Raw genomic sequence first — 14,444 nt, forward strand, 5'->3', positions numbered from 1 at the left:
TCAGTGTCGCTGATCTCTTCAGCGAACTTGTCGGGGTCTGTGAATGACCCCGGCTTACGTTCTATGTTCACCGTCAACGGAATATCGTTATGAGCTCGATTGATACCCATACTGATCAGGAAACGGCTGCAAAGCTAAAGAGTCTGGAGCTGGTTCAGCGTCCGGAACATTCGCTGACAGGTCGTTTTATTTATTGGATCGGTGTGATCTTTGCACTGGCACATATCTATTTTAATACCCTCAGTACTGTCTCAGAATTATGGGTGTCGGCTATCCACTTTGGTGGTTTTGCGATGCTATGTGCCCTGATGGTGCCCTCTATCCGCAGTAATACTGCGGCGGGTCGTCGGGTCGCACTCATACTGGATATCTTGTTAGGCTGCGCCGCGATTCTCTGTACGCTGTATCTGATCGGTTTTGAGGATGCTCTGTACGCTCGTGGGGTTAAGTTTGACGATCTCGACTGGGTATTCTCGCTCTGTGCCATCTTTATTGCATTGGAAATGGCGCGACGGACCACCGGTTGGTTTATTCCCTGCATGATCTTGTTCGCTCTGACCTATGTGTTTTGGTGGGGGCAGTATATTGACGGTATCTTTGGTTTCCCGGGCCTGAGCCTAGAAACATTGTTATATCGTAGTTATTTCTCTTCTGAAGGGATGTTCGGCCAGATTGCGCGAATCTCCTGGACCTATGTGTTTATGTTTATTTTGTTCGGTGCCTTTTTAGTGAAATCCGGTGCCGGCGATTTTATTATTGAACTGTCTCGCTGTGCTGCGGGACGGATGGTGGGCGGCCCCGGTTTTGTGGCGGTGTTAGGCTCGGGTTTGATGGGCTCTGTTTCAGGTTCATCGGTTGCCAATACCGTTTCGACCGGTGTTATCACGATACCTTTGATGCGCAAAGCGGGCTTCCCAGCGCGTTTTGCCGCGGGTGTTGAAGCTGCCGCTTCTACGGGTGGGCAGTTGATGCCGCCGGTGATGGGAGCGGGTGCCTTTATTATGGCGTCTTATACTCAGATCCCCTATGTGGATGTGATCTCCGTTGCTGCGCTGCCTGCACTGTTGTATTTCCTCTCGGTCGGCTTTTTTGTTCGAGTCGAAGCGATGCGCAGTCAAGCGCAGGCGGTTGAGCTGGATACCCGTCCGATCGGTGAAGTCTTCCGTGACGGCTGGCATTATCTGCTACCGCTAGTGGTGTTAGTGAGCCTGTTAATCTATGGCTTTACGCCGACCTATGCCGCCGGTATCTCCATTATTTCGGTGGTGGCTGCTTCTTGGTTGTCGAAACATCCAATGGGAATCAAAGATATTTTTGATGCACTGGCTCAGGGGTCGAAAAATATGGCGACCACGGCGATGCTGCTGATTGCCGTTGGTTTGGTGGTCAATGTGGTTGCGATGACCGGCATTGGTAATACCTTCTCGCTGATGGTGGCTGACTGGGCTAATGGTAGCTTGCTGATTACTATCTTGTTGGTGGCGCTGGCTTCACTGGTGTTAGGGATGGGCTTACCGGTTACCGCTGCTTATATTGTATTGGCGACGCTATCGGCTCCGGCACTCTATAACCTGATCGCTGAAATGCAGCTGATTGACATGATGGTTGATGGCACTTTGCCCGAGGTGGCTCGGACGATCTTCATGTTAGTCGATATGGATAAAGCCGCGTTGCTGGCAGACCCCATGAGTAAAATCGACGCCCAGCAGTTGTTGGCGTTGGTGCCGGGTGATTTTAAAGGTCAGTTGTTAGAGCAGGCGATCGATCCCGCTCGTTTAGCGATGATCTTGCTGGCCGCTCATATGATTATCTTCTGGTTGTCGCAGGACTCCAATGTGACTCCACCTGTTTGTCTGACCGCCTTTGCGGCGGCGGCGATCGCGAAAACACCGCCGATGGCGACCGGCTTTACCGCCTGGAAAATAGCGAAAGGGCTCTATATTGTGCCGCTGCTGTTTGCTTATACCAACTTTATCGGCGGCACCAAGGCAGAAGTGATGACGATCTTCTTCTTCTCCGTCTTCGGTATCTATGCGTTGGTAGGCTTCATGGAAGGCTATCTGGAAAGTCCATTGAATCTGTTGTTGCGGTTGATATCCGGTGTGGCGGGCATGTTGATGTTATGGCCCCATGGCGAATGGATGATCAGCTGTGTAGGTCTAGTGGTCTTCATCGCGCTGTTTGTCTACAGTCGTTATAACCGCAAAGAGGAAGATGGCGTTGCCGTGACGGCGAGCTAGCACCATGATTGTTATGAAAAACCGGCCATCTGGCCGGTTTTTTCGTTTTTGAGCTAAATAATGGCGATTGTCACTTATTGCATGGGTTACAATTTGCTAAATTAGGCTTTTGAAGGCTGATTTATCAAGGTTTTTATGGCCGGTATGCGTTTTGTTTCCGGCTGTTCTAATGCTATTGTCAGTAGCATTTAGATTGGATTGATTTTTAGCAGTCGGTTGTCAATGACGACGGTCGTCGGCTTTCGCTTAATTCCGGGGGGGAGTTGAGCTGGATAAATGTTACGAAGATGTCTAAACGGACGCTTCTAGCTCGCGGTAGGGACTATGCAAATAAAACTGAACTTAACAGGCTCACAGTTGTTTTTTCGTTTATCCACTATTCTTGGCGTGAGTTCCACGCTGCTGTTTTCGTCTGTTGTTGCAGCTAATGACGCAAAACAGAATGACTGCTATCAGCTATTTACCGCGACTCAGTATCAGGATGCTCGCCACCAGTGTCAGGAGCTTGCCGAACTAGGGGATGCCAAAGGTGCGTTTCTGTTAGCGACGATGTATTACCAAGCATTGGGTACGGAGCGTGATGATCAGCGAGGATTATTTTGGGATCAAGTGGCGGCAGAAAAAGGCCATCCAGAATCCGCTTATCGCCTAGGACTTGCTTATCAGTTAGGGCAAGGCGTCAGTCAGAGTAATAGTCAGGCACGTCACTGGTATCAACAGGCGGCGTTAGCACAACATGCCAAGGCGCAAAAATTACTCGGTTCTATGTTTGAATCCGGTGCCGCGGGTGAGAAGGATCAACACCGCGCTTATCAGTGGTATCTCAAGGCGGCGCAGCAGGGTGTGATGGGCGCGCAACTTAAAGTTGGCACCATGTTACTAGAAGGTCGTGGCGTTAACGCTAACCGAGCATCGGCTCAGCATTGGATCAGAAAGGCTGCCGAAGCGGGGAATTCAAATGCTCAGGTTGCGATGGGGGTGATGCTGGCAGAGGTTGATCCTGATGAGAGCCTGAGCTGGTATCAACAGTCGGCTGATCAGGGTAATGGGTTAGCGCTGCAAAACTTGGCGCTGGTGTATTACGCCGGTCAAGGGGTGGAAGCCGATCATGCGAAAGCGGCGACACTCGCGCAGCAGGCGTTGGATGCAGGCAACACCGAAGCGGCATCATTGTTGAACCTGATACGTTTAGAAACCGAACAGAAAAAAGTGGTTGAGTTGCAGGCAGAAAAGCAGCAACTAGCGCGCAAGATACGAGAGTCTATTCCTGATAATGGTTCAGGCGAACAGCAATTGCTCTTAGCGACACTTGCGGTTGATCGCGACCCTTCAGAAACGGATGAAAGCGATACGCCAGCGGTGTTGGTTGATCAACAACCGGCCGCGGTTGCATCCATAGAGCCTTCAGAGTCCTCAGAACTAGCCTCAGAGCTAGTCTCAGAACCAGCCTCAGAAACGCCTTTAGAAGCATCTACAGAAACATCCACAGAAGTCTCGTCAGCAGCGTCAGAGGTATCAACCGAAGCGGTCGTTCAGAGTGCGTCACAGCCTGTAGCAAAAGGGGCGACGGCGGCTCAAGCAACACCTAACGCAAAACCATGGCAGCCTGATAATCAATATGCGCTGGCTGATGGTTGGGTGATGGATAAATTCCCACCTAATTTCACCATTCAGTTGTTATACGGCACCGATGAGCGAGGCGTGCTTAAGTATATCGCCAAACATAAACTGCCGGATACGGTACGTTATTTCCGTACACAGCGTGAAGCGGGGCTTTATTACGTGTTGGTTTATGGGGATTACAAAAGCATACCCGAGGCGCGTGCCGCGTTAGACGAGATTCCAGCATCAGCCCGTAAGAGTCATTGGATTCGTAAATTCAGACGACTGCAGGAGCTTTACGTCGCTCCGTAGTTGAGGCGTTGTCTGTCCTCGGTTGTTGAGTGCCTAAGACCGGTTGAAGGATTGACCGGTCTATATTGTTCTTAATCTATTGTTCTTAAACGTATAACGCCCCTTTGTTCGGAACTGATATGGCCCGTATTGTATTTTCCCTATTGAGTCTGTTGTGCTTTTGCGCAACCGCGGTCGCGGCTGATGATCAGCGTTGTCGCACCTTCTATGATAATCAGCAAACCCGTGAAGCGTTACATCACTGCCTGCCCTTAGCGGCTCAGGGGGATGGCGAAGCCAGCTTTATTCTCTCTAGCCTCTATAGTCAGGGATTCGAGGGAGGGTCATCCGATCTAAAGCAAGCGCTTAAATGGTTAACCCGATCTGCTGAGCAGGGGTATGCGCCGGGCTGTTATAACCTCGCGGCTCTTTATGATCGTGGTGAAGTTGTACCGCAGGATATGGCGGCGGCTTTTCGGTGGTATCTTGAAGGTGCTAAGTTAGATCATCTCGCGAGTCAGTTGCAAACGGGGCTTTTTTATCTAAAAGGTAAGGGTGTCGAGCAAGACTATGTGCAAGCGCATCATTGGCTAGCGATTGCGGCGAATCGCGGCGATCAGCGTGCTCAGGTCACCTTGGCGACCCTGTTAAAAGCGACTAAACCAGCAGAGTCCGTGAAACTTTTCCAACGGGCGGCGCAGTCAGGCAATAGTTATGCTTATTATCAGCTAGCGTTGCTGTTTCGCGAGCCTCCTGCTGGTATCTCGATGAATCTGAATCAAGCACTAGAGTACGCTTTAGAGAGCGAGAAATTAGGTTATCAGCCTGCGGTGGATTTAGTTGAAAGTATCAAACAACAACAGGTGCTGGAAGAGGCGCACCGTGTTGCTCTTGCTGCACTCACGGAAGCAGAACTAACCGGGGTGGAGAGTTCACCAGCTCCTGCTGTCGAAACAGTTATTGCCGAGCCTGTTACGCCGGTCGACGATGTCCAGGCTGAGGATCTTGCCTCTCAAACCGTACCGAAAGAGAGCAATCAACAGAGTGGCCCCGATGAGCCGTCAGTAGAGACGGTTGCTTCAGCGGCTAGTTCGGCAACTAACGACGCCCAAACAGAAACCGAAGCACAAAAAGAAGTGCAAACAGAAGTCTCGTTAGCCGAGCGTGAATCAACCGAAGTGGTCGTCGCCAACAGTGCTGTCGCACCGGTCGAAAAGCGAACAGTCACTCCGAAAACGCCGGCGGTTAAACCGCTTGGCGATAGTTCTGCGAATACTCACTCTGCTGCCACTGAGGCAAACGTCGATCTCGCGGGTTTGCGGGATTTCACTTGGTTGATGGCGCAGCCGCGTCAGCATTATGTCTTGCAGTTAGCTCAGTTGAGTAGCGATGAGTCGGTTAACGCTTATCTTCGGGATAACAAACTGCAAGGGCGGGTTAACTTTTTTAAGGCGGTGACCGCCGCCGGTAATAAGTATGTGGTGCTTTATGCTGAGTCAGCGACGTCGCTTCAAGGCGCAAAGCAGATAGCGGCAACCGAATTGCCGAAAAAGCTCTCGGGTATGGTCTGGTTTCGAACCTACCATGCAATTCAAAACGCTTATAAGCCGGTTGATTAATGGTCATGCTCTATCACCGGCCAGTGTCGGCAAGTGTTGGTAAATATCGGTAGATGTCTGGTGTTTCTGTTTTTTTTAAGTAGAGGCCCAGTCGCGTTACGGCAATATTAAACGTATGTGTGTTACTGGGTTTTAAGGATTGTAGATGCGTCTTGAATTGAAGTTAGCGATGGCCTCCGTGATGATATGGCTATCCTCGGTGAGTTTAGCGGCCGATAGTGATCAGTGTTATCGCGACTATAGTGCAGGAAAAGTGCTACAGGCTTATAACAGTTGCCTGCCATTGGCTCAGGTAGGCGATCCTCAAGCGGCATTTATTGTGGCGCGGTTGTATGCATTGGGTGTTGAGGGTGGTCCCCCGAATTGGGAGACGGCGGTTGAATGGTTAACTCGCTCTGCGGCAGGCGGTTATTCGGAAGCAGCGTATAATCTTGCCATTGCCCATCAGGTGGGTAAGGGAACGCCGGTGAATCTGGCCGAGAGTGTGGCCTATTATCGTCAGTCTGCCGAACAGGGTAACCCTAAGGCGATGCGTAATTTAGCACTGTTATATGAAAAGGGTGACGGCGTTGAGCAGGATCTTGCTCAAGCATTTTCGCTATATCAGGCTTCTGCTGAGGCAGGGTTAGCCGATAGTCAGCTTAAGATAGGCTTGATGCTGTTTCGAGGTGAAGGCGTCGATCAAGATCGATTAGCCGCACGCCGTTGGATCGAACAAGCGGCAGAGTCCGGCTATGACCAAGCGCAGTTGGCGTTGGCTGGCATCTTGATTGATTCAGAACCCGCGAATGCGATCGAGTGGTACCAGCGGTCGGCTGCCCAAGGTAACCCCTATGCCGCTCATAATTTGGCCTTAGTTTACTCCGACGGTTTTATTATCCCTCCCGATCTATTGCAGGCGTTGGCCTATGCGGATGTCAGTATCGAATTAGGTAACCCAAAAACTCAAGCCCTATATGACAAAATACTCACTAAAATTCAGCAAGAAGGTATTAAAGGGACGGCGTTGAGTCATCGTCAGGATGCTGCCGATAGTCAGATGGGATCTGCGACTGAAACGGCAGTCTGGCTTCGGGATCGAGATTGGCTACAACAGCAGTCGCCAGGTTTCTACGCGGTACAATTGGCGCGGCTAGCGAGTCAAGAAAGCGCCCTACGCTTTATGACCGAGTATCAATTACAGGGAAGGGTGGATGTTGTGCGTCTTGCAGCCGATGACTATGTGGTGCTGTTGCAGGATAGTTTTGCTGATAAAGCCATGGCGCAAAATGCCTATCGGGATAAACTCCCCTCAACCTTAGTGAATGAAGCGTGGGTTCGTAGCTACCGCTCACTGTATGCCAAATAAGTTTAGCGAGACGAGGCGTAGAAAGTGAAGATACTGCTACTGTCCGCCTACGATGCGGCGAGTCACCGTTATTGGCATCAGGGGTTGGTGAGTAATCTCAATCAGCATCAGTGGACGGTGCTCACACTGCCACCACGTTACTTCTCATGGCGCATTCGCGGTAACAGCCTGAGTTGGGCCATGAATGAGCGAGAGACGCTTGAACAGCCTTACGACCTGATTATCGCAACCTCAATGACGGATCTATCAGCGCTAAGAGGGTTTGTGCCCCATTTGGCAAGCATCCCGACGCTGGTGTATTTCCACGAGAACCAATTTGCTTACCCCGAATCGGGTCGTGAATACGGTAATGTTGAGCCGAAGATTCTCAATATATATACAGCACTCGCCGCCGACCATATCTGTTTTAACACCGCGTACAACCGAGAGACTTTTCTGACGGGCTGTCGCGCTTTATTAAAAAAGTTGCCGGATCAGGTGCCGCTTGGTGTGGCTGAACAACTGGAGCAGCGTTCATCGGTGCTGCAAGTACCCCTGCCATCCTCGGCTTATCAGCCTCATGATCCTCAGAGTGGCGCTGTACGGCTGATTTGGAACCACCGTTGGGAGTTTGATAAAGGCCCCGATCGTTTGCTGAGAGCGGTAGAGGGGCTCTGTGATGCCGGTGTGGACTTTCGTTTAGACGTGGTTGGACAGCAGTTCCGCCGTGTACCACCGGTATTTGAAGAACTTAAAACCTTGCTAGCCGAGCGGGCAGGGCGCTGGGGGTTTGTTGAATCGGTGGCTGAGTATCGTTTGCTGTTGCAACAGGCGGATATCGTACTTTCAACGGCACTACATGATTATCAAGGTATTGCGGTACTCGAAGGGGCCGCGGCGGGTGCGCTACCGTTAGTGCCAAATCGGCTCGCTTACCCCGAGCTTTTCCCGCAAGAGTGCTGTTATCAAAGTGGTGATGCTGAAAGCCAAGCGCTGGTGAGTGCCGTTATTGATTATGCGGCTGCAAAGCTGCAGGGCCACCCGCCGGCAGCGCCCGATATCTCGGGGTTAAGCTGGGAAGCTATGGGCAAAGCATACGCGCGATTATTGGGTGATGTTGTTGGTTGACAGATGTGAACCAAATAGAAATCGAATTTTTGATGAGAAGTGCGTGTAAAATTTTATCACTAATACTAAATTTTTAGATGACTATGATTTTAAAATATTAGTGTTGAGGTTGTTGTTTTATTTATATAATATGTTGTTTTAATTTTAATTTGTTGGGCGTAGTGATTTGAAATTTCGAAAAGATATAAATGGACTTAGGGCTATTGCTGTTATTGCAGTTGTTTTTTTTCATTTTAATGAGTCTTGGATGCCCGGTGGATTTGCAGGAGTAGACGTTTTCTTTGTTATTTCAGGGTTTTTAATGACGGGGATAATATTTAAGGGGATTGAAAACGATAATTTTTCTGTTTTAAATTTTTATATTTCACGTGCGAATAGAATTTTTCCAGCTTTAGCTTTTCTTTGTTTGATTTTGTTGGTATTTGGATGGTTCTATATCACTCCTTTGGATTACAAAGCGTTAGGTAAGCATGTTGCGAGCAGCATGACATTTCTATCTAATGTTGTTTATTGGAAAGAGTCAGGATATTTTGATGCCGTATCACACGGGAAATGGCTATTGCATACTTGGTCTTTATCCGCGGAGTGGCAGTTTTATATAATATACCCACTAGTGCTTGTTTCTATGCGGAAGTTCATGTCTGTAAAAGTAATGAAAGCAACAGTACTATTTGGAACAATATTGGGGTTTGTTTTTTGTGTTATTGCTACCTATAAATGGCCTAATCCTGCATACTATCTTTTGCCAACTAGGGCGTGGGAGTTGATGGTCGGTGGTGTAGCTTATCTTTATCCTATCGTTTTAAAAAAAGAAAGAAAAAAGATATTAGAGTTGTTTGGCTTATTGTTGATTGTTGGTTCATATTTTTTAATATCTAAAGATAATCCTTGGCCAGGCTACTTAGCATTTTTTCCGGTTTTAGGTTCATTCTTTATCATTCAGTCGCAACGAGATGATAGCTTTTTTACAGGGAATATAGTTTCCCAAAAAATTGGGATGTGGTCTTATTCCATTTATTTGTGGCACTGGCCACTCGTTGTTGTTATATATTATTTTTCATTGAGTGATAAATTTATTTATGTTGGTGTTTTTTTGTCTTTATTTATCGGTTTTTTGAGTAATAAATATGTCGAAGGGGTTAAATTAAAAAGTAGTTTTTCGAGTTTTTCAAGTTATCTTAAATGTAAACCTGTCTATATTCTGTTAGGTGTCAGTGTCTGTGGTAGTGGGGTTTTTTTTACAAATGGTTTTGAATATCATTATTCTGATGCAGTGGTAGTCGCAAGTAATGAATCTATAAATAGAAATCCTTATAGATGTATGAACGATCATAAGTTTCCTTGTTATATAGGCAATGAAAAAAACATTAAGGCAATTATTGTAGGGGATAGCCATGCGGATGCCTTAACTACAGCTGTTGCACATTCAGTTGATTTAAAAAAAGAGGGAGTGATTGCGCTAACAATGTCGAGTTGCCCATTTGTCTTGAATCTTATGTCCACCAAAAATGGCGATAAATGTTATAAAGAGAATGCTCGACGAATTGAATATCTAGAATCTAACTATGACTCTGTTCCTGTTATATTGGTTTCAAGAATGGGCGCTTATTTATATGGGCAATCCAACCCTCAAAGAGTTAAAGATATTAGTGATATTCAGCCTTCGGTCTATTTTACTAAGCCATATACTAAGGTTGAGGATTTATTATATGATGAATTAAAGTTTAATCTAAGTTTAACAGTCGATAAGCTTCTTATTAATCATCCTGTTTATATTGTTCAACCTACTCCTGAAATGAGAAAAAATGTTCCTGCTACGCTGGCTAGAAACCTTTTACTCGATAACGGAGATTATGACTTGTCGATAGATTACGGTCTATATATTCAAAGAAATGAGCGGTTAAGAAATCTAATCAATGAAGTTTCGATTAAGAAAAATATTGTAGTATTAGATCCTGCTCCATATTTATGTCATAACGATAGATGTTTGGCGCAAATTAAAGGGAGACCAATTTATTATGATGGTGATCATATGAGTGAATATGGAAATAAGCTGTTAACGCCGATGTTTAAGTTAGTAACTGAAAAAAATATTAATTAGTAGTCCTTAGCTGCGTTATTGTTGATGATTTTTTAATTTATGAATTATCGTTAGTGTTTTTTTCTGACAGTCAGTAGGGTAGTTTTTTTTTATTTAATAGAACAATTATTATCTGATGTGTTTTCAAATGTCGCTATATTTATTTATTTTCCCTAATTAAATATTTTTCACCAAAGAGCTAAAACTTGGTGATTTGGTATTAAATTTACTGCAGGCGAGCGATGCAGCATCTTGGTAAAGCGATCATACACCGGCACTTGCCCGTCTAGATGGAAGACGGCGATCAATCTACATAGCCGAAAATGTAATTAGGCTCTTTATTTTAGGCAGAGAAAGCTAGTTCGTACTGTAGAGAATCGTATTGTGAGGAAAGTCCAGGTGTAACCTCTAGTACTCACCTCGGTTACGTTGTTGAGCTACAGTTTAAGAGAATTAGAGTTGATGAATTCTAGATCTTCTACACCTCAATTTGACATTGAGGGGAGACTTGACTGACGGTTATTCAAATAAGTGGAAGCTTCTGAACGGTTTAATTTCACACTGAAGTACTCCAGAACTGCTTTTTGTTTAATAAATGTACAGTTGCCCCTCGACATTAGGGGCTGAACTCTTTAAAGTGGCGGCTTCTTTAACAGCATCGCTTTTATGCTGTGTAATCTGTACTTTTTCCGGGTTCTTTTTCAGGATTCTTTGTCAGTACACTCTTTCTAGAACTTTCTTTTCAGGACCTATCCTTTGATCTCCTCTGCGAATATCACTATGCAGTTTGGCGCTGAGCCGCTGTTCCAAAATATTTCTGCTAAATTCGGCAACGGTAACCGTTATGGTTTAATCGGCGCGAATGGCTGTGGCAAATCCACCTTTATGAAGATTTTGAGCGGTGAGTTAACGCCTACGTCGGGAAATATTTCGATGACGCCTGGGGAAAAACTGGGCATCCTCAGTCAGGACCAGTTTGCCTTTGAAGAATACACCGTTATCGATGCCGTGATTATGGGTGATGCGGCGCTGTGGAAGATAAAACAGGAGCGTGAGCGCATCTATTCGCTGCCGGAGATGTCTGAAGAAGACGGTATGAAGGTTGCTCATCTGGAAGTCGAATTTGCCGAAATGGATGGTTACAGTGCTGAGAGTCGCGCTGGAGATATTCTATTAGAGGCGGGTATTGAAGAAGAGTATCACTTTGGTTTGATGAGTCAGGTTGCGCCGGGTTGGAAGCTTCGGGTGCTGTTAGCGCAGGCGCTGTTTGCTAACCCTGATGTCTTGCTACTGGATGAGCCGACCAACAACTTGGATATTCATACCATCAGTTGGTTGGAAAATGTGCTGAATCAACGTAAAAGCACCATGATCATCATCTCGCATGACCGTCACTTCTTGAACTCGGTCTGTACCCATATGGCGGATATCGATTATGGCGAGCTGCGTATCTATCCGGGTAATTATGAATATTACCTAGAAGCTTCGTCATTGATTCGTGAACAGCTGTTGACCGCAAATGCGAAGAAGAGTCTCGAGATGGACGAGTTACAGTCATTTGTAAACCGTTTCTCGGCGAATGCTTCAAAAGCCAAACAAGCGAGTTCGCGGGCGAAGAAGTTAGAAAAGATCGAGCTGGATGAAGTAAAAAGCTCTAGTCGTCAGTTTCCCTCGATTACCTATAAACAGGACAAGAAACTGCACCGTCAGGCGCTTATTCTGGAAGATATGGGACATGGCTTTGAAGGCGAGATGTTATTCCGCGATGGTAACCTGATTCTAGAAGCAGGCGCTAAACTGGCGATTATAGGTGAAAACGGTGCCGGTAAAACCACCTTTATGCGCTGCCTGATGAATGAGTTGGAAACCAAAGAGGGCACCGTCAAGTGGTCTGAAAACGCCTCAATTGGTTATTGTCCTCAGGATAGTACCGCCGACTTTAATTGTGATCTGACCCTGTTTGAGTGGATGTCTCAATGGCGTACACCGAAGCATGATGATTTGAAAGTGCGGGCGATGCTCGGACGTTTGTTGTTTACCGCGGATGATTTCAATAAGAAGGCTCGGGTTTGTTCCGGTGGTGAAAAGAACCGCCTACTGTTTGGTAAGTTGATGATGATGGATATCAACGTGCTGATTATGGATGAGCCAACCAACCATATGGATATGGAAGCGATCGAATCATTGAACATCGCGCTAGAAGGTTTTGATGGTACGCTGATTTTTGTTAGTCATGACCGAGCGTTCATCTCTTCTTTGGCAAACAATATTATTGAGATTAAAGATCAGCAAGTGATTCACTTCCCCGGTACTTTTGATGAGTATCTGGATAATCAAACTAAGGCTTCCCGGGTCGCTTAATGTTGATTGCTTGATTTGGTTTCAATGAAAAAGCCCCCTTCGACTTAACTCGAAGGGGGCTTTTTTACGTCTAATGGCTCGACCCGTTGAATCATTCGCTCGACAGATTTTTTGGGTCCCTGCGGTTTGAGAGCGAACAAAGCGGCTAGCGAGATAAGCCTTTTTTATTAGTTCTCTACCGGCAGCACTTGATGGGGTGCTTGAGCGGAGGGCTGACTAACGGGGAATACTCGGTCATATCCCCAGTTGAATACCAATGTGTAGGTCATCACTAGAAAGATCGAAATAAGGTCGACCATCAAGGCCTGCATAACGGTCACGTTAAGCCACCAGATAATTAGCGGTAGCGAGGTGGCAACCAGTGTTACTTCTAGCCCTGCCGCATGTAGCAAACGACCGGCGAGCTTTCGTTCAGTGGGAACTCTACCCCGTTTGACGTCATAGCGATCAAACAGATAATTGAAAAATGGGTTGATCAGCATCGCCTTGAGACTGATCACCACGGATAGCATACCCACCTCCATAATATCTCGGTCGAGTAATAGCGCCATCATGGGGGCTAATAGTGTGAGCAGTAATAGTTCGAACATCAGGGTATGACGCAGACGGTCGAGCGGGGTACGGGTGATGATTGGCTGATTCATGATGGCTCCTATACTCAGTTAAAGTGCTTCTTTGAAGTGCTTCGTTACAGTGCTGATTTGTTATGCTCACTTGCCAGATTTTGATTAGCGAGTGCTGCTTTAAGATGAGGCTATTCTAGGCTTTATTTAGATAGTAAAAAGTTAGATACTATCTAAAATTCAGATAGGTTGGGGTGTGAAAATGGCTGGTATCGACCCGTTAGAGGCGTTTGTCATTGCGGCTGAAACAGGCTCTTTTTCGGCGGCTGCGAGGCGTTTGGGTAAAGCGCAGTCAGCGGTGAGCACCGCGATCAGTAATTTGGAGCTCGATAGTAATGTCACGTTGTTTGATCGCACCCACCGTAGTCCGCTATTAACCCCTAGCGGTGAGGCACTGTTGGAGTACGCCCGAACGGTACTGCACAGTCAGCATGAGTTTAGGGTGCATGCCCAAGCGTTGGGGCAGAGTGATGAGGTTGAGCTCTGTTTGGCGGTAGAGCAGAGTATTTCTAGTCAGCCGTTGCTCGATATCTTGCATCGCTTTGAACAGCGCTTCCCCCATATTCAGTTGGAGTTACTCGATCCCGGCGGTAGTGATGTTGCCGAATTGATCCGCACTAATCGCGCGGATATCGGCTTAATGTTAGAACGGGAGTTTTATCCTCAGGGATTTGGTTTCCGTGGCATTGGCTATTCTGAACTGGTGGCGGTGTGTCGCCATGATCATCCTCTGGTCGATAAGCAATCGGTGAGTCACGCGAACTTTAGAGCCCATCGACAGTTAGTGCTGCGAAGCTTGGATCTCACCGATCGTAGTCATGAACGGCTGATGTTTAGTCCCAGTGTTTGGTTTTCAGAAAGCCCCCATCTGATACTAGAACTGCTTTGTAGTGGCTTGGGCTGGGCATTCTTGCATCGTAATGTGGTGCAGGAGAAGCTAGCCAGCGGCGAATTATTAGCCCTGCAGCGGGATTTTCAGACGGTGGCATCCCTTCAGGGTATTGATGTTGTCTGGACGGAAAATCGTTCTTTGGGCACGGCCGGTAGCTGGTTATTGGAAGAACTGTCACAGTTAGACCTGACCGCCAATCGTTAAGCTAATGATTTAAGCTTTTATTTAAGTTCTTATTTAAACTCTTATTTAAGCCCTGAGTTAAACTCAGATCTTAAGCC

At 46.8% G+C, this 14,444-nt stretch carries 9 protein-coding genes; 8 read left to right on the forward strand and 1 reads right to left on the reverse strand.

All coding sequences use genetic code 11. The features are described from left to right. Positions 1 to 89 precede the first annotated feature (89 nt). From EH243_RS11620 to EH243_RS11650, 7 genes are all read left to right on the forward strand, one after another. Positions 90 to 2,240, forward strand: coding sequence for a TRAP transporter permease (locus EH243_RS11620; protein ID WP_126158834.1), 2,151 nt, complete (start codon positions 90 to 92; stop codon positions 2,238 to 2,240). A gap of 324 nt (positions 2,241 to 2,564) precedes the next feature. Continuing rightward, complete coding sequence (locus EH243_RS11625; protein WP_126158835.1) at positions 2,565 to 4,154, forward strand: SPOR domain-containing protein; 1,590 nt, start codon at positions 2,565 to 2,567, stop codon at positions 4,152 to 4,154. Positions 4,155 to 4,273: 119 nt separating this feature from the next. Then, positions 4,274 to 5,752: an SEL1-like repeat protein gene (locus EH243_RS11630; protein ID WP_126158836.1), complete on the forward strand. Its 1,479-nt coding sequence runs from the start codon at positions 4,274 to 4,276 to the stop codon at positions 5,750 to 5,752. A 145-nt stretch (positions 5,753 to 5,897) separates the two neighbouring features. Beyond that, positions 5,898 to 7,100, forward strand: coding sequence for an SEL1-like repeat protein (locus EH243_RS11635; protein ID WP_126158837.1), 1,203 nt, complete (start codon positions 5,898 to 5,900; stop codon positions 7,098 to 7,100). A gap of 24 nt (positions 7,101 to 7,124) precedes the next feature. Further along, the gene (locus EH243_RS11640) at positions 7,125 to 8,207 is read left to right on the forward strand and encodes a tRNA-queuosine alpha-mannosyltransferase domain-containing protein (RefSeq protein WP_126158838.1); all 1,083 of its coding nucleotides are present in this window, start codon (positions 7,125 to 7,127) and stop codon (positions 8,205 to 8,207) included. Positions 8,208 to 8,373: 166 nt separating this feature from the next. Further along, a complete protein-coding gene (locus EH243_RS11645) occupies positions 8,374 to 10,308 on the forward strand; it encodes an acyltransferase family protein (RefSeq protein WP_126158839.1) in 1,935 nt (644 codons plus the stop codon). 735 nt (positions 10,309 to 11,043) lie between these two features. Beyond that, positions 11,044 to 12,648: an ABC-F family ATPase gene (locus EH243_RS11650; protein ID WP_126158840.1), complete on the forward strand. Its 1,605-nt coding sequence runs from the start codon at positions 11,044 to 11,046 to the stop codon at positions 12,646 to 12,648. 167 nt (positions 12,649 to 12,815) lie between these two features. Here EH243_RS11650 and EH243_RS11655 read toward each other — a convergent pair whose 3' ends face one another. Beyond that, on the reverse strand, positions 12,816 to 13,292 hold the full coding sequence (locus EH243_RS11655; RefSeq protein WP_126158841.1) for a PACE efflux transporter: 477 nt from the start codon (positions 13,290 to 13,292) through the stop codon (positions 12,816 to 12,818). Positions 13,293 to 13,473: 181 nt separating this feature from the next. Here EH243_RS11655 and EH243_RS11660 point away from each other — a divergent pair, with 181 nt between their 5' ends. Continuing rightward, positions 13,474 to 14,367, forward strand: a complete 894-nt coding sequence (locus EH243_RS11660; RefSeq protein ID WP_126158842.1) for a LysR family transcriptional regulator — start codon at positions 13,474 to 13,476, stop codon at positions 14,365 to 14,367. Positions 14,368 to 14,444 lie beyond the last annotated feature (77 nt).

This window comes from Amphritea opalescens (assembly GCF_003957515.1).
In the GTDB taxonomy this organism is placed as follows: domain Bacteria; phylum Pseudomonadota; class Gammaproteobacteria; order Pseudomonadales; family Balneatricaceae; genus Amphritea; species Amphritea opalescens.